The following is a 21,667-nucleotide window of genomic DNA, read 5'->3' as shown; positions in this document are numbered from 1 at the left end:
GTCCCGCAAACCATTTGTTCATAAAACGTTCACGGGAAGCCGTAGCATAACACTGACCCCGTGAACCGTTTATTGGCGCGCGTTCAGACCTTCAGGAGGGCCGCGGCCGTTGCGCGCTGACGGATCTTGTCCGCATCGAACGCGCCCGCCGTCACCCAGGAGCCACCGACGCAGGAAACGGTCGGAAGGGCCAGCCAGTCCGGGGCGCTCTCTTCCGTAATGCCGCCCGTCGGGCAGAAACGGACATTGCTGCCGAAAACACTGGCAAGGCTCTTCAGCGCGGGAATGCCGCCATTCGTCACAGCCGGGAAGAACTTGAAGCGCGACAGGCCCAGATCGAGACCGCGCATAATGTCACCCGCATTGGCGACACCCGGCAGGAACGGAACATCGTGCTCGACGGAAGCCTTGACGAGCGCCTCGGTCAGGCCGGGGCTAACGATGAAACGCGCGCCCGCTTTCACGGCACGGTCCATATCGGACGGGTTCAGAACGGTGCCCGCACCGACGAGGACACCCGGCACCTTAGACATTTCTTCGATGACTTCGAGCGCACAGGGCGTCCGCAGCGTGACTTCCAGCGTGGACAGGCCACCCGCCACCAGAGCCTCGGCCATCGGACGGGCCTGCGCCACGTCATTGACCACCAGCACCGGCATGACCGGACAGCGGCTCATGACGGCATCAAGTTTGGCAGTATCGATCATGAGAAATCTTCCTTAGTGAATATCGTCGCCGACGGCTTCGATCACGCGATCCATCTGGGCCAACATCGCGGACCCGCCCGCTTCGGCCGGATCATGCACTGAACGCAGCAGCGCGAACAGCTCCCGGCCCGTTCCCAATGCCGGGAGCGGCGGGGCGACTGGCGTGCGACTGTCCCATTCGGCGGCATCCACCAGTACCTCGATCTGGCCGTTCACGGCGCAGACGCGGATCATGTCGCCGTCGCGCACGCGGGCGATCGGACCGCCGACCTGCGCTTCAGGGCCGACATGAATGGCGGCTGGCACCTTGCCACTGGCGCCCGACATACGACCATCCGTCAGAAGCGCCACCTTGAAGCCTCGGTCCTGCAACACACCCAACGTCGGGGTCAGCTTGTGCAGCTCCGGCATGCCATTGGCTTCCGGCCCCTGAAAACGCACGACCACGACAACGTCACGCTCAAGTTCGCCATTTTGATAGGCCGTGATGACGTCATGCTGGTCCTGAAACACCCGTGCAGGCGCTTCGACCGTCAGGTGTTCCGCCGCAATGGCGCTGCTCTTGTAAATCGCACGCCCCAGATTGCCCGTCATCAGGCGCATACCGCCATCCGGACGGAACGGCGTTGTCACATCACGCAGGATGTCGGTGTCGGTGGACGGCTTTGCGCGGCTGTAAACGAGGTCGTCGCCTTCAAGCGAAGCACGACGCGCATAGTCGGAGAAGCCGCCGCGCGAGACCGTGAGAATGTCCTGATGCAGCATTCCGGCGCTCGACAGTTCGGCAATAACCGTTGGCATACCCCCCACGCGATTGAACGCATTCACGTCCTCCGAGCCGCTCGGATAAACGCGGGTAATCAGCGGAACAGCGGAAGACAGACGGCTGATGTCTTCCCAGTCGATCAGAATGCCCGCAGCGCGGGCAATCGCTGGGAGATGGATCGCATGGTTGGTCGACCCACCCGTCGCCAGAAGTCCGACAGCAGCGTTCACGATCGCTTTTTCATCCACACACTGCGCGAGCGGACGGGCGTCTTCGCCATTCAGTCCGATTTCCGCCAGCCGGTGAATGCCCGAACGGGTCATGGCCTGACGCAGCTTCGTGTTGGGATTGATGAATGCCGAATCCGGCATCATCAGGCCCATGATTTCGACCATCATCTGGTTCGTATTGGCCGTTCCATAAAATGTGCAGGTTCCGGCGCTGTGGTAGGAGGCGTTTTCCGCTTCCATCAGTTCGGCCTGTCCGACCTTGCCCTGAACGTAGAGCTGGCGGATGCGCTGCTTTTCCTTGTTCGGAAGGCCGGATGGCATCGGACCGGCCGGGATCAGCATGGTCGGCAGGTGACCAAAACGCAGGGCGCCCATCAGAAGCCCCGGCACGATCTTGTCGCAGATCCCGAGCAGCGCCACGCTTTCGAACATCCCATGACTCAGACCGACCGCCGTGGACATTGCGATCACGTCGCGGGAGAACAGGGACAGTTCCATCCCCTCCTGCCCCTGCGTCACACCATCACACATGGCCGGCGCACCACCCGCGACCTGAGCGGTTGCCCCGACTTCACGGGCAAACAGCTTGATCTGCTCAGGGTAGCGCCCATAGGGCTGATGCGCCGAAAGCATGTCATTATAGGTCGTGATGATGCCGATATTGGTCCCGGTGGGACGCATCAGCTCCGGCTTGTCGGGGCTGGAAGCCGCGATCGCATGAGCCAGATTTCCGCAGGCGAGTCTGGGCCGGAGCACGCCTTTGGCCCGGTTGCGCTCCATCAGAGCAAGATACCGGCGCCGGGAGATTTTCGAACGCTCGATGATACGGGCAGTCACACTCTCGACGACGGGATTCAGAGACATCTGGAAATACTCGCTACTCGGCTGATGCCTGCAATGCACTCCGGAAAGGCCGACTTTACGGTGCAAGGCACGGTATCGTGATTGAGGCCCCGTTCATACGGAAAGCCCTCCTTCAGGGCAAGCCATTCCCCAAATGAAAACCCCAATATTCTCATTTTTATTTCAATAAATCATTTCATGGTGTCGATAAGTTCTAAAAATTAAACTCCGCGCGCAATAAAGAGAATTGCATCTGTTAGTCACAATCCCCAGGACCTGTCAGCGCGCAGCGAGAAAACCCTGCCTGATGGGAGAGGATTCTGAAAAATATCAAAATGGACCGACAGTCATTAAATGATCGGTAATTTGTCTGATCTATCCTGATGAAATACCGCTAAGGGTCAGAACAGAATATTCACGGAGATAATATCATGAAATTCATTCCCGCCGTCGCCGCGATTTCATCCATCCTTTGCGCAACACCTTTTGCCAGCGCTGATTCACTTCATACCCATTGGGAAAAATTCAAGGCTCACCGCGCTTTCCATCATCTTTCTGCTGACGGACAGCGCGCCTTTCAGGATATTCTGAAGGCTCGTGACATTCTCCAGACGACCGGCAAGACCGAAGCCGCCATTCCGGCACTTTATGATGCCCAGAAACGTCTTGCCGCCGCGGAAAAGGCTGACAAAAAGTTTCAGGCTGCCGAAAACGATCTCCATCCTGCTCCGCAGCATCCCGTTATCGCCAACCATCAGCCTGTCGTCGGACAAACGGACTGGCTTCCAGTCGGCGGTGAGTTCGTCGTGAGCGAGACGTTGGCTCCTGAAAAGAAAGCTGCGGTCGCCACCGCAAATGCGCAGTTGAAGTCTGGCAATACGGATCAGGCTGCCCAGACCATGCAGGTCGTCGGAGCCGATGCAGATTTCATTATGGCGCTGGCCCCGCTTACACCGGTGCAGGGTGCGGTTTATCGGGCAACCGTCTTCACCGAAGGGCATAACCCTCAGGAGGCTGTCGCTGCGCTGACACAGGCTTTGGAGTCGGTTGTATTCGTTTCCGAAAGCACGATCGAAACACTGGCTCCTGCTGCTCCGACAGCCGCCAAGAAGTAATTTTTCGAAGCAGGGCCTAAGGCATAAAAAAAGCGGTGCAGGCTCAAGCCTCACCGCTTTTTTCTATGTTGTTCGTACCGTCTTAACGCCAAGCGGAATCTTTGGCCGGAAGCAGAATCGCATTTTCCATAATGTTCAGATGGCTTGCGACCTTAGGTGGCCAGATCCCGCTCGCAACAGCCTGAGCCCTGATCTCCATACGCGCATTCATGTCTGCGTAGGGCCAGATATGGGCCAGCCGTGGTGTCCCTTCGACAGAAACCATCCCGCAGACCAGCCCGGAAAGCTCCAGCCGTGGCGGGAGGGACGCCACAAAGGCTCCCTCCACATCCCCAACCTGCCCCAGCTTCATCTCGTAGCAGCGCCATTCATAAACGCCACCGTGCGCCCCGGCAGGAAGCAGGGGCGAAATGAGGCGCCAGCTTGTGACATCAACGCTCTGAATAGCGTCTTTGGGGATCGCAGCAAGAAGCTCGGGTCGCCCATCCAGAAGACCGGCATAGGTGTCGGCGGTCCGGAACAGGACAACCCGGTTGAGCACACCGATCTCGCTGACCCAGACGCCAAGCCCGTCACGCCCCGTGAGCGCGGAAACCACCACAGGCACCTGCCCGATCCGGATATCGAGGATAATGGTTTCCGCGTAACTCATAGGTGACTCCGGTTTACTTTCCTGCCTGCTGGGCAGCAACGAAATTTTCCAGCCAGTGGATGGTGTAATCCCCCTTCTGGAAAGAAGGGTCAGCCAGAATTTTCTGATGGAGCGGAATGACCGTTTTCACGCCATCCACCACACATTCGTCCAGAGCACGCTGCATGCGGGCAATGGCTTCGGCGCGCGTGGGGGCATGCACGATCAGCTTGGCGATCATGCTGTCGTAGTAAGGCGGGATGCGATAGCCAGCGTAAATGGCGCTGTCCATCCGCACACCCAGACCACCCGGAGCATGGAACACCTTGATCGTACCGGGGCTCGGCATGAAGGTCTCCGGATCTTCCGCATTGATGCGGCACTCAATCGCATGCCCGGACATCTTGATGTCCGACTGCGTGTACCCAAGCGGTTCACCAGAGGCGATGCGGATCTGCTCACGCACGAGATCCACGTTGCAGACCATCTCCGTCACCGGGTGCTCAACCTGAAGACGCGTGTTCATCTCGATGAAGCAGAACTGGCCGTCCTGATACAGGAACTCCAGCGTGCCCGCATTGCGGTAGCCCATGCGCGAAAGAGCCTCGGTCGCGGTGCGGCCAATTTCCTCACGTTCGGCGTCCGTCAGGGCCGGTGAACCGGCTTCTTCCAGCAGCTTCTGATGACGGCGCTGGAGCGAACAGTCACGCTCGCCGAAATGCACGACATTGCCATGCGCATCGCCAAGGATCTGAAGCTCGATGTGACGCGGACGGTTGAGATATTTCTCGAGATAGACCTCGTCATTGCCGAAAGCCGCACGGGCTTCGGCACGGGCCACCGACCAGGCTTCCTCGATGTCGTCCGCCGTCATCGCGACCTTCATCCCACGTCCGCCGCCACCGGCAGCAGCCTTGATGAGGACCGGATAGCCGACTTTGTCCGCAACTTCACGCGCGGCCTGCAAGTCGGCCAGACCGCCATCGGACCCCGGCACCAGCGGCACACCGAGCGCGCGCATGGTCGTCTTGGCAGCGATCTTGTCGCCCATCGTGCGGATATGTTCGGCGGTCGGGCCGATGAACGCGAGACCGTGTTCTTCCACGATCTCGGCAAACTCGGCATTTTCCGACAGGAAGCCATAACCGGGATGAATGGCGTCTGCTCCCGTGATCATCGCAGCCGAAAGGATGGCGGCAACATTCAGATAGGAGTCGCGCGCGCTCGGCGGACCGATGCAGACGGCTTCGTCCGCAAGGCGCACATGCATCGCATCGGCGTCTGCCGTCGAATGCACGGCAACGGTTTTGATGCCCATCTCGCGGCAGGCGCGCTGGATCCGCAGCGCGATCTCACCCCGGTTGGCAATGAGGACCTTGGAAATCATTACTCGATGATCGCCAGTGCTTCGCCGAATTCGACTGGTTGACCGGATTCGACAAGGAACTTCGTCAGGGTGCCGGCGCGGGGGGCCTTGATCTGGTTGAAGGTCTTCATGGCTTCGATGAGCATGATCGTCTGACCCGCAGTCACCGTCTGGCCTTCGACGGCGAACGGCGGAGAGGACGGATCGGGCGTCAGATAGGCAACGCCCACCATAGGGCTTGGCACCATGCCCGGGTGCTTGGCCGGATCGGCCGGAGCCGCAACAGCGGCGGCAACAGCCGGAGCCGCGGGTGCCGCAGCAGCCTGCACCGGAGCAGCAGCCTGCACCACGTTCACGTTGCGCGCCACGCGGATACGGCTGTCCGCTTCGGAAATCTCGATTTCGGTCAGGCCGGTCTGTGTCAGAATATCGGCCAATGCCCGGATGGCATCCTTGTCCACGAGCATACGGCTCATCCTTCGTCTTCGATCATGTCGGTTATTGCCTGAAGCGCGTGCGCATATCCCCTGACGCCGAGGCCACAGATCACGCCGATGGCGGCCTGCGAGACGTAGGTGTGATGACGGAACGGCTCCCTGCGATGAATATTGGAAATATGAACCTCAACCACCGGCAGTTCGACCGCCAGAAGCGCATCGAGCAGGGCAATCGAGGTGTGTCCATAAGCTGCGGGATTGATCACGATTCCGTCTGCACGGCCGCGACACTCCTGAACCCAGGACACAAGCTCACCCTCTCCGTTCGTCTGGCGGAAATCAATGGCAACATCAAGCCGTTCGGCAGCCTGAATGCACACCTGCTCGACATCGTCGAGCGTGGCGTGGCCATAGATTCCGGGCTGGCGAAGACCCAGCATATTGAGATTCGGACCGTTGAGAACGGTGATCAGAGGGCGTTTCATCTGGCCGCGCGATAGCACTTTCGAAGCTGTCATGAAAGCGTCATTGCCCTATTGCTGCCGTCTTCAGGGTGTCCAAAAGGCGACAGGGCAGCATTTTTGTGCTATCAGGACCAATCTGAGCCCGTCCCGTCCACTGGAGAAGAACCTGATATAGTGCGCTTCAACCTGTCTGCCCTTCGCAATCCCCTAGGCTTCATCCCCCTGCGCAGCATGACATTTGCCGTAGCGCTTGCAGGTCTGGCCGGTCATCACACCGCACATGCGAGTGACGAGTCCGCCGTTGATGGTACGCCGAGAACAAGCTGGGCAAACTCCGTTCGGGCGGCACTCTCCAACCGGGCCCATCAGGCCGCACATGCGTGGTCCCAGCATGGCATGGCAAGCTGGTACGGACGGCATTTCCACGGACGGCGCACCGCAAGCGGCGCGACATTCAATACCAATGATCTGACCGCCGCACACCCTTCCCTTCCCATCGGGACGAAGCTGCTCGTGACGTCACAGGATACGGGACGGTCGGTCGTGGTGACGGTCAATGACCGTGGCCCCTTCAACAGTCGCATCATAGATCTGTCCCACGCTGCGGCCGCGAAAATCGGCATGCTGGGCGCAGGAACGGCGCATGTGACGATCGCGAAAATGACGGAAGCGGTTCCCTCCCCGCAGTCCAGCTCCGAGCCTGAAGTGGCGGAAGCCGATCCGTCAGATACCAGCGCACAGGCGATTGAAGCCTCAGGCACCAATATAGCCCCTGCCTCTCCGCGGGGCAGCGCATCACAGCGTATCCCGCACCATCACCACTGACGCTGAACGTCTGGCCTGATCTTCAGGCCAGACTTGTTTCTTCCGGGGGCACGGCCTGACTTTTACCGGCCCGGGCCTCAAGGCTGGCGTTCAGCTCTGCTCCGAACAGCACGACATACGCGCTTACGAAAAGCCACATCATGATGGCTGCGACAGCGCCGAGAGGCCCATATGTCGCGCCATAGCTGGCGAAATGCGCGACATACCATGAAAAGCCAAGAGACGTTGCGACCCACAGGATCGTCGCAAGGATCGAGCCCGGAAAGATCCAGCGCCATTCTGTATGCACGCGGCACGGCGCAAAGCGGTACAGCAGCGTCACGGCAATAAAGACGAACAGCAGCATCAGAACCGGCGCAAGCGTATGCACGATCATTGGCGCGCCGTAGGACAGCAGAAAATTCACCGGGAATGGCGGATCGCTGAGGAAACTGACATGGCGCGGCAGGTAATCCACGAGCGCGGGTGCTGCCACCATCAGCGCCAGAGTGAGCGCAGCGCCCACAATAGCCGTCAGCGTAGTTGACAGCGCGACAGCCTGAAACTTCAGAAAACTCCGCGTTTCCTGCGCATTATAGGCCATATTCAATGCGGAGAGGATCGACTTCGTACTGGCCGAAGCGGACCACAGGGCCACCGCCAGCGAGAAGATCAGACCAATTGTCAGCGACGAGTGGGGCTGGGAAATCAGTTCGTGAATCCGGTCACCGATCAGGGCATAGGCCGATGGCGGCAGGAGATGCCTCAGCACTTCGAGCTGGGGTTCGACCGACTGAAGATCAAAGGCCAGACCATAAAGGGAAATCAGGCTGGAGATGGCCGGGAAAAGCGACAGCGTGGCGTAAAACGCACATCCCGCCGCAGAGAGCGAAGTCTGGCTGGAGCCGACTTCGGCGAAGAGATGCTTGGCAACGACCCGCCAGGCGGCATGATGCAGTCTGTTCTGGGATGATGCGACATTCGGATCAGCGGCATCCGTAGCAGCAGGTGATTGTCCCGACTCCGAAGATACAGCTTGTTCCGGCATGACCCGGGAGCCGGAAAGGGTCGCAGATTCGGATGTCAAACTCACGCAGGGTTTCCTCGGCAGTGTCCTGTTGGGGCAGCGGTCGCGCTCATGACAGTCTAGATCGAACGACATGAGCATGTACCTACGCGGAAGATGCCTTCAGCGTTCCGAATTCGCCCTGATTCAGCTCACCAATATTGGCAAAAGCATCACAATGCAAAATTAGCGGTTGCACGACAGGGCATTTGGTCCCATATGCCCGCCTCACGCAGCAACGCACGTGCCACTGGCCCACTCGAGGTTACGCAACGACGTCAAGCGTTCTGGCCTTCAGGAGTCCACCCGTTACGGATTCCCGCTATTCGCCGGTCCGTTCGACCGTTTCGCAACACACTCGCAGGGCGATATCGTTCCCTGACGAGTCCGGTTCTGGGAATTGAGTGTCATGACTCCCAAAATCTCACGCTTCCTTGCCGAGCAGAAGCCGGCAACCCCTTGCCTCGTCGTCGATCTCGACGTCGTGGGCGCGCATTACCGTGCCCTGCACGATGCGCTCGGGGAAGCGAAAATCTATTACGCCATCAAGGCCAACCCGGCTCCGGCCATTCTCGAACGCCTCGTCGGGCTGGGCTCTTCCTTCGACGCCGCCTCCATTGCGGAAATCCGCATGTGTCTCGATGCCGGCGCAACACCGGACCGGATCTCTTACGGCAATACGCTGAAGAAGCCGGAATGGATCCGTGAAGCCTACGATCTGGGCATCCGCCTGTTCGTGTTCGACAGCATCGAAGAGCTGGAAAAGCTCGGCAAGCATGCGCCTGGCGCACGCGTTTTCTGCCGCCTCGCGGTCGAGAACGAAGGTGCCGACTGGCCCCTGTCACGCAAGTTCGGCACCACGCTGAACAATGCCCGCACGCTCATGCTGCGCGCACGCGAACTCGGCCTGAAGCCTTATGGCCTGTCCTTCCATGTCGGCAGCCAGCAAACCGGCGTTGCGGCTTATGATCACGCCATCGCCAAGGCGGCTGGCCTGTATCATGATCTGCGCGCGCAGGGCGTGGACCTTCAGATGCTCAATCTGGGTGGCGGCTTCCCGACGCATTACCGCGAGAACGTCCCTTCCGTTCAGGATTTCGCAGACACGATCCATACGTCCCTCAAGACGCATTTCCCGGATGGTGCGCCGGAAATTCTGCTGGAGCCGGGCCGCTACATGGTTGGACAGTCGGGGGTCGTGTCGAGCGAGGTCATTCTCGTCAGCCGACGTGGCGGTGCCGTCACCGATCCGCGCTGGGTCTATCTCGATATCGGCCGTTTTGGTGGACTGGCGGAGACGGAAGGCGAGGCCATCCGTTACACGTTCCGCACCTCCCGCGATTTAGAAGACAGCACCCGTTCGCCATGTGTCGTGGCCGGTCCGAGTTGCGATGGTGTGGATATCATGTACGAGAAGAACCGCATCCCGATGCCGGATTCGCTCGAATGTGGCGATCGCGTCGAGATTCTCGCTACCGGCGCGTATGTCTCGACGTACTGCTCTGTCGGTTTCAACGGCTTTCCGCCGCTGACCGAATATTACATCTGAAAACGGCGTCTCCGGTCCATCCGTGGGCCGGAGACGGTCTACCCCCTGAACGTCTCTTCCAGACCAGACTGGTACCCCAGTGCGGACAGGAGGTCGTCGGCGGAAATTTCAAGATTGACGCAGGCCAGCCAGCAGAACCCAACCACGCCTGCGAGCAGCAGCAACAGACAGACCGTCATATGTTCCAGCTCCTCAAAGCCCGGAATGCGTGATGCAACGCCGTTCCGGGCAGTGCGCCTGCCCAGCGACATCATCAGTGCATCACCCGGTTCGCTTCGGGCGCTCTCTCACGCTGGAGAGGGCCGCTATCCTGCGGCCACAGGACGCGCATCCGCGACGGGCTGACGGAGCGCCAGCGGCTGATCGACGACAATGCTCCGCCGCCTGAAATCGTCGTCTCGTCTTTCAACAAGGTCTTGGGGAGCCAATGCCCTGCTCCGGCGAGACAATCCGCCAGGAGCGTCAGGGCCGTGGCAAGACAGCCCTGTACGAAGCGATCGGGAAAGACTTCTGCCAGCAGGACGAAAACGTCACGCTGGCCTTCATTCTGGGCCGCGACGATCCCGCGCAGGAAACGCTCTTCCAAAACCGTCAGGGACTGCATGCCCGGCGCGTTCACCGCGAGCCCCGGCTGTCCCGCAACATTCAGAAGATGAACGGCGTCCGAGAAGGCCCCTTCCGCAGCATCGAGCGCCGGGCGGAAGCAGACCGGGAACAGGCCGTCGGTCGTTTTTGTCTCAGGGCAGTTTGGCAAACGGTAATGGCTGATGAGGCAGCGGATGCTCCACAGCGCCAGCCGTTCACAGCAGCAGAGATCGGACAGGGAAAGCGACAGCCGTGTCATGGGGATAACTCCGAATCAGCAGGACCGGATTCATCCTAATTGAGAATGATTTGCAATTACAACTCAAAAAAACGCTGCGGAACAGAAAGCTTCTGCTCCGCAGTCAGGCCCACTCAGTGGTGGTGATGGCCACACTGTCCATGATCGTGGTCATGAGCATCCGTTTCGGAGGCACGGGGCGCCGTCTGGCAATGATGGCACGCCACCCATTCGGCATCCCCATCCAGATAATGTTCCTTCTTCCAGACAGGAACACGGTGCTTGATCTCGTCGATGATGTAGCGGCAGGCCCGGAATGCTGCGTCGCGGTGCGGGGCTGAAACACCGATCCAGACGGCGACCTCCCCGACCTTCAGACTACCCGTCCGGTGCATGGCCACGGCCGCGCTGATCTCGAAACGTTCCAGCGCTTCTACGACGATCCGTTCGCCCTCAAGCTGCGCCAGCGCTTCGTAGGATTCATATTCCAGACCGTCCACGGGGCGGCCGTCATTCCTGTTACGGACCCAGCCTTCAAAGGTGCAGAAGCCACCCGCCTCGGCCAGATGCAGATCTTCACGCAGCAGGTTCAGATCCACGGGCTCAGACGCCATCCGAAAGCGGCTCATCCTCCCGTCACCGGCGGAATGAACACGATGTGGTCTCCGTCCTTGAGGGGCTGCGTCCAGGGCGCGAAATCACCATTGATCGCCACACGGAGCTTCGAGGCTTCGAAAGGAAAGGCGTATGTCGCACGCAGTTCCTCGTAAAGCGGCCCGACGGTTGCGCATGTAGTCTCAAGCGTCTGCTCGCGCCTGCCGGCCAACTCCCGGAGCTGTGCGAAATATTCCAGTGTCAGGCGAATCATCGGCCCTCCTGTCGGGTGTTCCAGACGCCGGGTCGCATCCTCGCGTTCCTCGGGCGTGTTGATATTGTCGAGCGCGCCACGGGCATAAGGCTCCAGCAGCTTTGTCGGACTGTTGATCAGCAGCTTGCGCGGGCAGGTCCGGCCATCCAGAACCTGCTGTTCCAGACGATCGAGCGCCTCGGGCTCCCAGATGGCACAGAGCGGCTCCGGCAGACCGTCATGTTCGCTGCGATAGGCAACTGCGACGTCTGTGGCCTCCCGCCTTGCGATCAGGTTCTCCAACGTGCCCCGATCCAGCATCGGCAGATCGCAGGCCAGCACCAGCCAGGCGACATCCGGATGAGCCAGATGCGCGGACAGCAGACCGGCCGCCGGGCCGTCGATTTCTACTGAATCGACGATCTGGGGAAAATCCGCCCGAAGAGGATTTTCCGTCTGGTCCGGACGCACCGAGACGAAACAGTTTTCCACCAGAGGCGACAGGACATCGAATGCGGCCTGAAGCTGCGGCTTGCCGTTATAGGTGAGCGCGGCCTTGTCCGTCCCCATGCGTTTGCTGGCCCCACCCGCAAGGATCAGGCCGTAAAGTGGCTTCACGATTCGATCCTCTGGAAGTCGCGCTTGCCGCCTGCCTTGCCCATCAGCCGGACCTCGCGGATGACCATGTCATGGGACATGGCCTTGCACATGTCGTAGATCGTAAGCGCCGCCACGGACGCGCCGGTCAGGGCTTCCATTTCCACACCTGTCCGCCCCTTGCACGACACGCGACAGTCAATCACCGCCTCGTCGCCCTCGATCGTGATATCCACCCGGCAGCCGCTAAGGGCCAGCGGATGACACAGCGGAATGAGCTGCGATGTCGATTTCACACCCATCACGCCCGCAATCTGCGCCACGGTCAGAACAGCGCCCTTGGCCGTCATGAACCCGGCGTCAGACAGCGTCCGCGCCATGTCGGACGGGAAAACCAGACGGGCCTGCGCATGGGCGCTGCGCTCGGTCACGTCTTTGCCGCTGATATCGACCATGCGCGGATCTTCGCCGTGCTCGTTGACATGGGTGAGCGTTTTCATCGTGTTCGATCTCCCGATCCGACTACCGTTTCTAACCGCCGATATAGTTCATCTCAATGCGGCGACGTGCTGGTGCGTCCGTAGACGCAGCCCGCTCCTCACTATACCTGTCCGTCCGCTGGCGCCACACCTTGGCCAGAAGCGCATGCAGGGCCGTATCGCCTTCGTCGCTCCGCAGAAGCGTCCGCAGATCCGTCCCTTCCGACGCGAACAGGCAGGTATAAATCTGCCCCTCCGACGAGAGACGTGCGCGGGAACAGTCTCCGCAGAACGGCGCTGTGACGGAAGAAATAAACCCGACTTCTCCGCCCCCGTCGCAGTAGCGGTATCGTTGTGCCACTTCCCCGCGATAATGCGCGTCGACCGGTTCGAGCGGCCAACGGGCGTCAAGCCGTTCCAGCAGTTCACGCGACGGAACCACTTCCGCCCGCTCCCAGTGATTGCGCGTTCCGACATCCATGTATTCGATGAACCGCAGCACGACGCCACTGTGGCGGAAACGTTCGGCCAGTGCTTCGACGCCTGTATCGTTCAGGCCGCGCTGGATGACGGTGTTCAGTTTCACGCCGCCTGAAAAACCTGCCTGCGCAGCGCTATCGATGGCCTCCAGAACCGGCTCAAGCTGCGCGCGGCCTCCGCTCATCCGCGCAAAAACCGCCGGGTCCAGACTGTCGAGACTGACCGTTACACGATTCAGCCCCGCCGCTTTCAATTCCCGAACATGCCGCTCCAGCAGAACGCCGTTCGTGGTCAGAGCAACATCTTCCACGCCCGGGATGGACGCCAGACGTGCTATGAGGTCCGGCAGCTTCGGACGCAGAAGTGGCTCGCCGCCTGTCAGGCGCAGTTTGCGCACCCCGAGCGATACGGCCACGCGCGCCACGCGTTCGATTTCCTCGAAGCTCAGACGCTCTTTGGGCTCCAGAAAGCGGAAATGCTCGTGATAGGTTGCTTCCGGCATGCAGTACGGGCAACGGAAATTGCACCGATCCATCACGGAGATCCGCAGATCATGCAACGGACGGCTGAAGCGATCGGTCAGGGCGTTACCAGCCATGAAACAACACGGCCGTTCCACGGGGCGACACACCATCCCCGCGCGACAGTTCCACAAACCCGTCCGTTGAAGCTAGAAAGCTGAAATCCCCGGATGTTGGCATTGGACACGGCGTTGCGCGTGCCTGCCCCGTCGCATCATGATGGAGTTTTACAGGCAGAAAACGCGTCAGCGTCGGGATCAGTTCGGCATCGGCGTCCAGCATGACCCTGTAGGGTTCGGGGCGGCTCAGCCCCTGCCCGGCCAGAAGCATCGGCATGACGTAACGCACTCCACAGGTCGTGGCGGAAACCGGGTTACCCGGCAGTCCGAAAACGCGCTGCCCTTCCGGCCCGACCCCGAACCATAACGGCTTGCCCGGACGCTGCGCCACCTTGTGGAACACCCGCTCGACCCCGATCTTCGACAGTGCCTTGGGGACGTGATCGAACGCCCCCATCGAAACGCCTCCGCTCAGGATCAGAACATCATGCCGCGAGAGCTGTTCGCGCAACGCCACGATTGTCTCCGCGAGATCGTCGGGAACGACGGAGCGTTCAATGCAGTTGAACCCGCGTGACAGGAGCGCGCCGGTCAAGGCGAATTCGTTGGAGCGGCGGATTTCCCAGTCCCGCACAGGAGCGCCCACATCCACGAGTTCGTCGCCCGTCGCCACGATCCCGATGGAAGGAATCCGCGACACGCTGACCTGCGCATGCCCATTCCCCGCAAGAACTGCCAGCGCCGGACCATCCAGCCGACGCCCCGGCGTCAGAAGTTCCGTGCCAGCGGCACAATCGGAACCCCGGCGATGGATGAACTGGCCCTTGCGCGGCTCATAGCCCTCTTCAAATCGGATCAGCCGTCCTTCACGGACAAGACGCTCGACCGGAACGACGGTATCCGCCCCTTCCGGCAAGACCGCGCCCGTCATCACTTCCAGACAGACAGGACCGTCCGGCAAGACCTGCCCCGGTGCACCGGCGCGCTGAATCCCGTGCGAGACCAGCGTCTGGCCGCTGCCGTGACGATAGGCAATGCCGTCCATCATCACACGATCATAAGGCGGCTGGGCGCGCTCGGCATGGATCGTCTGCTGAAGGACGCGACCGGCCGCCATCGTCAGATCCACGGTCTCGGTCCCGAAGCTGCCGCCATAATCCAGCAGCAGTTCCATGGCCCGTGTAACGCTCAGGAGATCACTCATTTCCGCTCCGGTCGCTGGCGCGTGTGTTGCGCTGGCTGAAATGCCGACGCCGCGTTCCTTGCCGATATAGACCTCATGGCCCACGGATCAACAGTCTGTGGGTGAAAGGGTATGTCATAATCGTCTTTGGCGTTACCCTGACGCCTTCAAAGCGCATCAGGGACCCCCATGACGGACGCGGCACAGCTCTCTCCCCTTCCCCAGTGGCCGGACTATGGTCTGACAGACGATCTGCTTCCCACACTGGAACGCTGGGTCGCAGACGGGAAAAGGGCGGCTCTGGCAACACTGGTCAGCATCACGGGCTCTTCGCCCCGCCCGCTGGGAAGTGAAATGGCGATCTGCGAAGACGGAGAGGTCCAGGGCTATGTGTCGGGCGGCTGTGTAGAAGCAGCCGTGCGCGTCGAGGCGCTGGAATGTCTGAAGGATGGACAGCCCCGAACTTTGGATTATGGCGCAGGCAGTCCGGTTCTGGACATCCAGCTGACCTGTGGCGGGCGGATCGGTATTTTCGTGCGCACGATCCCTGATCTCGCTGCTCATGTTGCTGCCCGCAAAACCGCACGGGATAACCGCCGCCCCATCACCCTTGTCACGGATCTCGACAGCGGAAGCATGACGTTCCGGGACGAAGGGCGCCCTACAGGACAGGAAGCAGGCCGTTTCTTCCGTTCCTACCTGCCGCCCATAAAACTGGTTCTGGCAGGGGGAGATCCGGTCACGCTCGCGATCCTGAGCCTGTCCACCATCATGGGACTCGAAACCATTCTGATCCGGCCCTACGGACCGCCCGAACCTCCTCCGGGACTGCCCCCGACCCGTTATTTGCGGGGAAATCTGGAGGCTGCCCTCCCTACGCTGCCACTGGACCGATGGACGGCGGTTTACAGCCTCACCCACGATGCTCATTCCGATTTGATGCTGACGGCACATGCGCTGAAATCAGACGCTTTCTGCGTCAGTATTCTCGGCAGTCGCCGCAAAATTCCCGGGCGCCTTGAGGCGCTAAGAGCAGCGGGCGTCCCTGCCGAAGCCTTTGACCGACTGCACCTGCCCGCCGGGCTGGAGATCAGCGCACAGGCTCCCATGGAAATCGCACTCTCCATTCTGGCCCAGATGATCGCAAAGCAGCCTCAATGAACCGCCACTCGGCTCTTCTTCTGGCCGCAGGGGGCAGCACACGGCTCGGACGGCCCAAGCAGCTTCTGACGGTCAATGGCGTCCCACTGGTGCGCCATATCGCAGAACTCCTACTAGCAACAGGGCCGGAGCGCCTTGTTGTCGTGACGGGTGGCGCGGCCACAGAGACAGGTCAGGCTCTCGCGGGTCTCGACAGTGTTCTTGTGCAGAATGACGACTGGAAAACCGGCATGGCGTCTTCGCTCCAATGCGGATACCAGGCGCTTGGAACAGATCCGGGCCTCCTGTTGATTGCCGGCACGGATCAGCCATGTCTGACATGCGAGCATCTCAACACCCTTGTCAGACAGGGCAACAATCATACGGATGTCGTCACAGCTTATGGAGAGGAAGGTCGAGGCATCCCAGTCCTGCTCAGCCCTGCAACGCAACTACGCCTTGCCGATCTGCGCGGTGATACCGGCCTGCGCCAGATCTGGAAAAACGGCGCAACCACACCGGCTTTCCTCCACGCTCCCGAACTCGGCTTCGACATCGACACGCCCGAGCAGCTTGATGCTGCGATCCGGGCGGGATGGATTGATCGAGACTGAAAAGCCGGGCTCGTTATGAACCCGGCTGGCAGACTTCAGGAAATACGGTGAATCCAGCCATGGACGTCATTCGTCCGGCCGCCCTGCACATCCGTCAGGGTTTTCTTGAGCTTCTGGGAGATCGGGCCGGGCGTTGTTCCATCCCCGAACACAGCCTCGCCCGACGGACGGACGAACCTGCCGATCGGCGAGAGAACCGCCGCCGTGCCGCAGGCAAACGCTTCCGTATATTTGCCCGAGGCCGCACCTTCAAAAAGCTCGTCGATCTCGACAGGCTCTTCAATCACCTCAATTCCCTGATCGGCAGCAAGCTGGATCAGGCTGTTACGGGTGATACCGCGCAGAATGGTCCCGCCCAGAGGCGGCGTGACGATCTTGCCGTCCTTGCGAACGAACATCACGTTCATGCCGCCCATTTCCTCGACGAAACGACGCTCGCGCGCATCAAGGAAGAGGACCTGATCGCAGCCCTTCTCCTTCGCTTCAGCCTGAGCGATCAGGCTGCCGGCGTAGTTGCCGCCGCACTTGGCTTCACCCGTGCCACCGATCGCAGCCCGCGTATAGTTTTCAGACACCCAGACGGACACACAACCGGAACCGAAATAAGCTCCGACCGGACAGGCGATGACGATGAACAGATATTCGTTCGCTGGCTTCACGCCGAGGAAGACCTCGTTGGAAATCATGAACGGCCGCAGATAGAGGCTCTGCCCCTCTCCAGACGGCACCCAGTCCTGGTCCACGCGCACCAGTTCATCAACGGCCTGCACAAACAGGTCTTCTGGCAGTTCCGCCATTCCCATACGACGTGCGGATTCGGCAAAGCGCGCTGCGTTGGCTTCCGGGCGGAACGTGGCGACATGGCCGTCCTTTTCCCGATAGGCCTTCATGCCCTCGAAGATCTCCTGCCCGTAATGCAGAACCGTCGAGGCCGGATCAATGCTCAGGGGGCGGCGCGGCGTGATTTTCGCATCATGCCAACCCTTGTCTGCGGAATAGCGGATGATGGCCATGTGGTCGGTAAAGACACGCCCAAAGGACGGATTGGCCAGCAGTTCCGTCCGCTTCACGGGATCGGTCGGGGTTTCGGTTTTTTCGATGATGAAAGGCGTCATGGGAAAACACTTCCGAAGATTATGGTCTTTTAAAACAGCGGACGCACTCTGCCATACATGGCTCACGCTGGCGATACGGAAGATTATTTCTTTTTTAGATTTTTTTACGAAATTAAAATATCTACCACCCCCAAAATCAGAGCACAAAAAAACCCGGCCATTTCTGGCCGGGCTTTTCGTCGTCCGGGAAGACTGAAAAATTAGCGCTTCGAGAACTGGAAAGAACGACGTGCCTTCGCACGGCCGTACTTCTTACGCTCGACGATACGGCTGTCACGCGTCAGGAAGCCAGCAGCCTTCAGAATGCCGCGCAGGCTCGGCTCGTAATACGTCAGCGCACGGGAGATACCGTGACGGACGGCGCCAGCCTGACCGGACAGACCGCCACCAGCGACCGTGCAATACACGTCGAACTGGTTGTAACGATCGGAAATCAGGAACGGCTGCGTGAGAAGCATACGCAGGACCGGGCGGGCAAAATACGTCGTGACCGGACGGCCGTTGACGATGATGTCACCCTTGCCAGGCTTGATCCATACGCGGGCCACGGCGTCCTTACGACGGCCGGTTGCGTAGGAACGGCCCTGGGCGTCACGCTTGACTTCGTGAACCGGGGCAGCGTTGGAGGTAACGGCAGGAGCAACGCTCGCAAGGTCCTGCAGCGTGCCGGTGCGCTCTTGGGTCTCGGACATGATACAGGCCTTACGACTCGTGGGTTACGGTGTTTTTGCGGTTCATCGCAGCAACGTCCAGCTTGACGGGCTTCTGGCCGTCATGCGGGTGCTCGGAACCGGCATAGACATACAGGTGCTTCATCTGGGCGCGCTGCAGAGGACCACGGGTGATCATGCGCTCGACAGCCTTCTCGACAACTTCACCCGGGTGCTTGCCCGTGAGACGCTGCGTGATGGTGCGCTCCTTGATTCCACCCGGGTGACCCGTGTGGTAGTGGAACAGCTTCTGCCCGACCTTGTTGCCCGTAAGGACAACCTTCTCGGCGTTGATGACGACGATGTTGTCGCCGCAATCAACGTGCGGGGTGAACTGCGGCTTGTGCTTTCCGCGCAGGCGGGTGGCGATGATGGTGGCGAGACGGCCGAGAACGAGCCCTTCGGCGTCGATCAGCACCCAGTTCTTCGTCACCTCCGCTGGCTTCAGCGAACGTGTGGTCTTCATTAGTGACATTCCAGCTTGGGGTGCGCCCACAAAGGCCGCACCGTGGATGGCGCCTGCGGTCAAAACGATGTCCGAAGACACCCTCCTTCCCCACGAGGCGGATCAGGTGGGGCCTTATTGCCGTCTGCGGCGCGCGCGTCAAGCCCCGTTCACACATTGAATTATGTGATTCGCAGCAGTTTTCAGCCATTTTTGGCAATATGGTATCCCATTACCGCAACAAAAACGAGGTCCGCATTGCTCCATGTCACGACAATGGTATCCTGCGGCCACACAGAACGTTCACGCCCGACGCCTGTGCGGGGCCGTTTAGACAGGAACATCAACGTGAAAAAACCCTGGCTCGCGGCGAGCCTGATTTCAGTAACGGCTGTGATCGGCCTGGCCGGTGTTCATCACGAAGCCCATATGGAGCTGGTCCGCGGTCTTTCGAGCTTCCGGGCGGCCCTTCCGCCCGGAACCACATTCACTTACGGAACCGCCACACCGTCCATCCTCGCTCTCGGCGCCACCCTGACAGATATCACTCTGCGTGACGGATCCATCACCCTGCGCGCCTCCCGGATGCGGCTGGGGCACCCCCGCCCGATGCCAGATGGCAGGCTTTCCATCCGCGGCGTAGAAGTCCGTGAACCCTTTCTTCAGACACCGACCCAGATCATTCACGGTAGCACGCTCAGCCTGCGGAAACTGATCCTGCCGAAAGCACGGGAGGCAGCAGAAGGCCATTCCCGCATCGATCTGGCGCATGTCACCCTTGCCCACGGGCAGATTGAACAGCTTTCGATCCAGAATCTCGCGCAGTCCTCTCCCCCCGCCCCCGTGAACGTTCACAGTCTCTTCACCCGACGCCTGATAGTGGACAATTACGGACCGGCCCTGCTCACAACCCTGCGGGCCGATGCTGCAACAGTAGCTTACGAACGCACGCTTCAGGCCCCCGGCCATGATCCACAGCTTGTCAGCGGCCAGGCCAGTCTGGAACGGCTCGATCTGAAACAGGTCGATCTCGCAGCGCAGGTCGCAGCGCTCTGGGACCATCTTCCTCTCCCATCACAGATAGCGCCTCCCCAGAGCTTTGCGGCCCATAATTTCAGACTGAACATGACTTCTGGCCTGTTCCGGCTGGACGATCTGCACGGGACAGGCACTCTGGAAAACCAGATCGCGACCGTGACACAGGATCTGAAAGGCTTTCACTTCCAAAGCGACGAAAAACTACCCTTCCATATCAACGGTGCGGGCTCGACCGCGCATTATGTGCAGGTCTCAAACCTCGCGGATCACACGTCACGAACCAATGCCACCCTGGCAGTTCCGGGTTTCATGACCCTCACCGCCGATGCGCGCACCATCCAGACAGACTTCACAGAGAGACACCCGTCACAACAGCAGTTGCTTCAGTCCACGGCTCTGCAGAACATCACAATCTCCTTGCAGGGCGATCGGCTTCTTGATGCCGGTTTTCTTCTTGCAGCGCGACAGATCGGAAACGGCACCACCGCAGAGCAGATCCGCGAACAGACCGCACAGGTCCTGCAGGCGGGCCTTTCCGCCAATCCGGCTCTCGCAGCGATTCCGGATTATGTGGAACATCCCGCAGGCCGTACTCTGACGGTCACTTACGCTTCCGCAACGCCAATGTCCCTGACGGCGCTCAATGCGGCCATGTCTTCACCCGCTGCAATGTTGACGTTTCTCGCCTCCCCCGATCTGAAGGCTTTTGCACAATGATGCCCGAGGACATCACACCTCACACGCCACTCAGTAACGGCCCGGTCTGCATCATCGGCGCCAGCGGACGCTCAGGAGCGGCCCTGTGCCGTACCCTTCTGGCGCAAGGGCAGAAGATCATTGCCGTCCTCCGCAGTCATGGCAATCTGGCGCCGGACATCGCACAGGCCTGTCAGGCCGTCCGAATTGCCGATCTGACAGACCCCGCCACGCTGCCGCTGGCCTTCGAAGATGCCGCGATTGTCGTGAATACGGCCCATGCGCGCCATCTGCCCGCTATTCTCGCCGCCACGACCGCGCCCATCGTCGCGCTGGGCAGCACGCGCAAGTTCACGAACTGGCCGGACGATCACGGACGCGGCGTTCTGGCCGGTGAGGCTGCACTCCAGGCAGATGGTCGCCCTTCGATTCTGCTGCATCCGACCATGATTTACGGCGCTCAGGGCGAAGACAACGTGCAGAGGCTGGCCAAGCTGCTGGAACGTCTGCCGGTCATTCCGCTGCCGGGCGGAGGGCGCGCCCTTGTGCAGCCCATCGACCAGCGCGACGTAACACGGTGCGTCGTCGCAGCCATCCGCCTCATTCAGAGCGGAGATGTCTCAGGCCCCGAGAGTATCGTCATCGCAGGCCCGACCGCTGTGGCATACCGGACATTCGTTCGTATGGTGCTGTATTTTGCGGAGCTTGGCGGCCGTCCCATCATGTCCCTACCGGGATGGATGCTCATGGCGCTGTCTCATGTCACGCGCCATATCCGCGGGCTGCCCCAGATCGCGCCGGAAGAAATCCGCAGACTTCTGGAAGACAAGAACTTCGATATTGGCCCGATGGAACATCGTTTGGGGGTGACGCCCATTCCGCTTGCCAACGGGCTTCACCATCTGTTCGGGCGCCGCACTCCGGAGAAGCGTAAACCCTGAT

The 21,667-nt window shown here is 60.4% G+C and carries 24 protein-coding genes; 7 read left to right on the top strand and 17 right to left on the bottom strand.

Going from position 1 to position 21,667, the window contains the following annotated elements; all coding sequences use genetic code 11:
• Positions 1 to 83: 83 nt before the first annotated feature.
• Together eda and edd are read right to left on the bottom strand one after the other, a co-directional pair.
• Entirely contained in the window at positions 84 to 707 is a 624-nt protein-coding gene (gene eda, locus JK213_RS12995; protein WP_194262271.1) for a bifunctional 4-hydroxy-2-oxoglutarate aldolase/2-dehydro-3-deoxy-phosphogluconate aldolase, read from the bottom strand.
• A 12-nt stretch (positions 708 to 719) separates the two neighbouring features.
• Positions 720 to 2,567, bottom strand: a complete 1,848-nt coding sequence (gene edd, locus JK213_RS12990) for a phosphogluconate dehydratase (protein ID WP_194262270.1) — start codon at positions 2,565 to 2,567, stop codon at positions 720 to 722.
• Positions 2,568 to 2,977: 410 nt separating this feature from the next.
• Here edd and JK213_RS12985 point away from each other — a divergent pair, with 410 nt between their 5' ends.
• Positions 2,978 to 3,661: a YfdX family protein gene (locus JK213_RS12985; RefSeq protein WP_194262269.1), complete on the top strand. Its 684-nt coding sequence runs from the start codon at positions 2,978 to 2,980 to the stop codon at positions 3,659 to 3,661.
• Positions 3,662 to 3,743: 82 nt separating this feature from the next.
• Here the strand turns inward: JK213_RS12985 and JK213_RS12980 are convergent, their stop codons facing one another.
• The 4 genes from JK213_RS12980 to aroQ are packed head-to-tail and all read right to left on the bottom strand — an operon-like array spanning position 3,744 to position 6,580.
• On the bottom strand, positions 3,744 to 4,313 hold the full coding sequence (locus JK213_RS12980; RefSeq protein WP_194262268.1) for an NIPSNAP family protein: 570 nt from the start codon (positions 4,311 to 4,313) through the stop codon (positions 3,744 to 3,746).
• Positions 4,314 to 4,326: 13 nt separating this feature from the next.
• Positions 4,327 to 5,679, bottom strand: a complete 1,353-nt coding sequence (gene accC, locus JK213_RS12975; protein ID WP_194262267.1) for an acetyl-CoA carboxylase biotin carboxylase subunit — start codon at positions 5,677 to 5,679, stop codon at positions 4,327 to 4,329.
• Positions 5,679 to 6,134, bottom strand: a complete 456-nt coding sequence (locus tag JK213_RS12970; protein WP_099287076.1) for an acetyl-CoA carboxylase biotin carboxyl carrier protein subunit — start codon at positions 6,132 to 6,134, stop codon at positions 5,679 to 5,681. The genes accC and JK213_RS12970 overlap by 1 nt, the downstream gene beginning before the upstream one ends.
• On the bottom strand, positions 6,131 to 6,580 hold the full coding sequence (aroQ, locus tag JK213_RS12965; protein WP_041112562.1) for a type II 3-dehydroquinate dehydratase: 450 nt from the start codon (positions 6,578 to 6,580) through the stop codon (positions 6,131 to 6,133). The genes JK213_RS12970 and aroQ overlap by 4 nt, the downstream gene beginning before the upstream one ends.
• Positions 6,581 to 6,733: 153 nt before the next feature.
• Between aroQ and JK213_RS12960 the strand changes: the two genes are divergently transcribed.
• Positions 6,734 to 7,384 carry a septal ring lytic transglycosylase RlpA family protein gene (locus JK213_RS12960; protein WP_194262266.1) on the top strand — a complete coding sequence of 217 codons (651 nt, stop codon included), beginning with the start codon at positions 6,734 to 6,736 and terminating at the stop codon, positions 7,382 to 7,384.
• A 22-nt stretch (positions 7,385 to 7,406) separates the two neighbouring features.
• Here the strand turns inward: JK213_RS12960 and JK213_RS12955 are convergent, their stop codons facing one another.
• A complete protein-coding gene (locus JK213_RS12955) occupies positions 7,407 to 8,456 on the bottom strand; it encodes a YihY/virulence factor BrkB family protein (RefSeq protein ID WP_322783039.1) in 1,050 nt (349 codons plus the stop codon).
• Between the two features lie 382 nt (positions 8,457 to 8,838).
• Between JK213_RS12955 and JK213_RS12950 the strand changes: the two genes are divergently transcribed.
• Positions 8,839 to 9,978 carry a type III PLP-dependent enzyme gene (locus tag JK213_RS12950; RefSeq protein WP_194262265.1) on the top strand — a complete coding sequence of 380 codons (1,140 nt, stop codon included), beginning with the start codon at positions 8,839 to 8,841 and terminating at the stop codon, positions 9,976 to 9,978.
• A 38-nt stretch (positions 9,979 to 10,016) separates the two neighbouring features.
• On the opposite strand, the gene JK213_RS12945 is transcribed toward JK213_RS12950, so the two are convergent.
• The 7 genes from JK213_RS12945 to JK213_RS12915 all read right to left on the bottom strand — a co-directional run bounded on the left by JK213_RS12945 (position 10,017) and on the right by JK213_RS12915 (position 14,988).
• Positions 10,017 to 10,232 (bottom strand): hypothetical protein, encoded by a 216-nt coding sequence (locus JK213_RS12945; protein ID WP_194262264.1) that lies wholly within the window; start codon positions 10,230 to 10,232, stop codon positions 10,017 to 10,019.
• Complete coding sequence (locus tag JK213_RS12940) at positions 10,232 to 10,822, bottom strand: hypothetical protein (protein ID WP_206034827.1); 591 nt, start codon at positions 10,820 to 10,822, stop codon at positions 10,232 to 10,234. The genes JK213_RS12945 and JK213_RS12940 overlap by 1 nt, the downstream gene beginning before the upstream one ends.
• Before the next feature lie 113 nt (positions 10,823 to 10,935).
• A complete protein-coding gene (locus JK213_RS12935; RefSeq protein WP_194262263.1) occupies positions 10,936 to 11,430 on the bottom strand; it encodes a molybdenum cofactor biosynthesis protein MoaE in 495 nt (164 codons plus the stop codon).
• Positions 11,427 to 12,266, bottom strand: coding sequence for a MoaD family protein (locus tag JK213_RS12930; RefSeq protein WP_194262262.1), 840 nt, complete (start codon positions 12,264 to 12,266; stop codon positions 11,427 to 11,429). Before JK213_RS12930 ends, JK213_RS12935 begins: the two co-directional genes overlap by 4 nt.
• Positions 12,263 to 12,745 carry a cyclic pyranopterin monophosphate synthase MoaC gene (gene moaC / locus JK213_RS12925; protein ID WP_099287068.1) on the bottom strand — a complete coding sequence of 161 codons (483 nt, stop codon included), beginning with the start codon at positions 12,743 to 12,745 and terminating at the stop codon, positions 12,263 to 12,265. Before moaC ends, JK213_RS12930 begins: the two co-directional genes overlap by 4 nt.
• A gap of 31 nt (positions 12,746 to 12,776) precedes the next feature.
• Positions 12,777 to 13,802 carry a GTP 3',8-cyclase MoaA gene (moaA, locus tag JK213_RS12920; protein WP_194262261.1) on the bottom strand — a complete coding sequence of 342 codons (1,026 nt, stop codon included), beginning with the start codon at positions 13,800 to 13,802 and terminating at the stop codon, positions 12,777 to 12,779.
• Positions 13,792 to 14,988: a molybdopterin molybdotransferase MoeA gene (locus JK213_RS12915; RefSeq protein WP_194262260.1), complete on the bottom strand. Its 1,197-nt coding sequence runs from the start codon at positions 14,986 to 14,988 to the stop codon at positions 13,792 to 13,794. The genes moaA and JK213_RS12915 overlap by 11 nt, the downstream gene beginning before the upstream one ends.
• Positions 14,989 to 15,156: 168 nt before the next feature.
• Here JK213_RS12915 and JK213_RS12910 point away from each other — a divergent pair, with 168 nt between their 5' ends.
• Both JK213_RS12910 and JK213_RS12905 read left to right on the top strand, forming a co-directional pair.
• Positions 15,157 to 16,128, top strand: a complete 972-nt coding sequence (locus JK213_RS12910; RefSeq protein WP_194262259.1) for an XdhC family protein — start codon at positions 15,157 to 15,159, stop codon at positions 16,126 to 16,128.
• Positions 16,125 to 16,721 (top strand): NTP transferase domain-containing protein, encoded by a 597-nt coding sequence (locus JK213_RS12905; RefSeq protein WP_194262258.1) that lies wholly within the window; start codon positions 16,125 to 16,127, stop codon positions 16,719 to 16,721. The genes JK213_RS12910 and JK213_RS12905 overlap by 4 nt, the downstream gene beginning before the upstream one ends.
• Before the next feature lie 35 nt (positions 16,722 to 16,756).
• Here JK213_RS12905 and JK213_RS12900 read toward each other — a convergent pair whose 3' ends face one another.
• The 3 genes from JK213_RS12900 to rplM all read right to left on the bottom strand — a co-directional run bounded on the left by JK213_RS12900 (position 16,757) and on the right by rplM (position 19,012).
• Entirely contained in the window at positions 16,757 to 17,836 is a 1,080-nt protein-coding gene (locus JK213_RS12900) for a branched-chain amino acid aminotransferase (RefSeq protein WP_194262257.1), read from the bottom strand.
• Between the two features lie 200 nt (positions 17,837 to 18,036).
• The gene (gene rpsI, locus JK213_RS12895) at positions 18,037 to 18,528 is read right to left on the bottom strand and encodes a 30S ribosomal protein S9 (protein ID WP_062028979.1); all 492 of its coding nucleotides are present in this window, start codon (positions 18,526 to 18,528) and stop codon (positions 18,037 to 18,039) included.
• A 10-nt stretch (positions 18,529 to 18,538) separates the two neighbouring features.
• Complete coding sequence (gene rplM, locus JK213_RS12890; protein ID WP_062028977.1) at positions 18,539 to 19,012, bottom strand: 50S ribosomal protein L13; 474 nt, start codon at positions 19,010 to 19,012, stop codon at positions 18,539 to 18,541.
• Positions 19,013 to 19,339: 327 nt separating this feature from the next.
• Between rplM and JK213_RS12885 the strand changes: the two genes are divergently transcribed.
• Both JK213_RS12885 and JK213_RS12880 read left to right on the top strand, forming a co-directional pair.
• Positions 19,340 to 20,746 carry a hypothetical protein gene (locus JK213_RS12885; RefSeq protein ID WP_194262256.1) on the top strand — a complete coding sequence of 469 codons (1,407 nt, stop codon included), beginning with the start codon at positions 19,340 to 19,342 and terminating at the stop codon, positions 20,744 to 20,746.
• Positions 20,743 to 21,666, top strand: a complete 924-nt coding sequence (locus JK213_RS12880) for an SDR family oxidoreductase (RefSeq protein ID WP_228125463.1) — start codon at positions 20,743 to 20,745, stop codon at positions 21,664 to 21,666. The genes JK213_RS12885 and JK213_RS12880 overlap by 4 nt, the downstream gene beginning before the upstream one ends.
• Position 21,667 lies beyond the last annotated feature (1 nt).

The organism is Gluconobacter sp. Dm-44 (assembly GCF_018256175.1).
In the GTDB taxonomy this organism is placed as follows: domain Bacteria; phylum Pseudomonadota; class Alphaproteobacteria; order Acetobacterales; family Acetobacteraceae; genus Gluconobacter; species Gluconobacter cadivus.
The sequence above is the reverse complement of the archived record's forward strand: the minus strand, read 5'-3'. Positions and strand labels throughout refer to the sequence as shown.

Coding starts and splice junctions, on each gene's coding strand:
- JK213_RS12950 (WP_194262265.1), top strand. CDS start 8,839: ATGACTCCCAAAATCTCACGCTTCCTTGCCGAGCAGAAGCCGGCAACC.
- JK213_RS12915 (WP_194262260.1), bottom strand. CDS start 14,988: ATGAGTGATCTCCTGAGCGTTACACGGGCCATGGAACTGCTGCTGGAT.
- JK213_RS12905 (WP_194262258.1), top strand. CDS start 16,125: ATGAACCGCCACTCGGCTCTTCTTCTGGCCGCAGGGGGCAGCACACGG.
- accC (WP_194262267.1), bottom strand. CDS start 5,679: ATGATTTCCAAGGTCCTCATTGCCAACCGGGGTGAGATCGCGCTGCGG.
- moaA (WP_194262261.1), bottom strand. CDS start 13,802: ATGGCTGGTAACGCCCTGACCGATCGCTTCAGCCGTCCGTTGCATGAT.
- JK213_RS12880 (WP_228125463.1), top strand. CDS start 20,743: ATGATGCCCGAGGACATCACACCTCACACGCCACTCAGTAACGGCCCG.
- moaC (WP_099287068.1), bottom strand. CDS start 12,745: ATGAAAACGCTCACCCATGTCAACGAGCACGGCGAAGATCCGCGCATG.
- JK213_RS12945 (WP_194262264.1), bottom strand. CDS start 10,232: ATGATGTCGCTGGGCAGGCGCACTGCCCGGAACGGCGTTGCATCACGC.
- JK213_RS12985 (WP_194262269.1), top strand. CDS start 2,978: ATGAAATTCATTCCCGCCGTCGCCGCGATTTCATCCATCCTTTGCGCA.
- rpsI (WP_062028979.1), bottom strand. CDS start 18,528: ATGTCCGAGACCCAAGAGCGCACCGGCACGCTGCAGGACCTTGCGAGC.
- aroQ (WP_041112562.1), bottom strand. CDS start 6,580: ATGAAACGCCCTCTGATCACCGTTCTCAACGGTCCGAATCTCAATATG.
- edd (WP_194262270.1), bottom strand. CDS start 2,567: ATGTCTCTGAATCCCGTCGTCGAGAGTGTGACTGCCCGTATCATCGAG.
- JK213_RS12970 (WP_099287076.1), bottom strand. CDS start 6,134: ATGAGCCGTATGCTCGTGGACAAGGATGCCATCCGGGCATTGGCCGAT.
- JK213_RS12935 (WP_194262263.1), bottom strand. CDS start 11,430: ATGAGCCGCTTTCGGATGGCGTCTGAGCCCGTGGATCTGAACCTGCTG.
- rplM (WP_062028977.1), bottom strand. CDS start 19,012: ATGAAGACCACACGTTCGCTGAAGCCAGCGGAGGTGACGAAGAACTGG.
- eda (WP_194262271.1), bottom strand. CDS start 707: ATGATCGATACTGCCAAACTTGATGCCGTCATGAGCCGCTGTCCGGTC.
- JK213_RS12910 (WP_194262259.1), top strand. CDS start 15,157: ATGACGGACGCGGCACAGCTCTCTCCCCTTCCCCAGTGGCCGGACTAT.
- JK213_RS12980 (WP_194262268.1), bottom strand. CDS start 4,313: ATGAGTTACGCGGAAACCATTATCCTCGATATCCGGATCGGGCAGGTG.
- JK213_RS12900 (WP_194262257.1), bottom strand. CDS start 17,836: ATGACGCCTTTCATCATCGAAAAAACCGAAACCCCGACCGATCCCGTG.
- JK213_RS12940 (WP_206034827.1), bottom strand. CDS start 10,822: ATGACACGGCTGTCGCTTTCCCTGTCCGATCTCTGCTGCTGTGAACGG.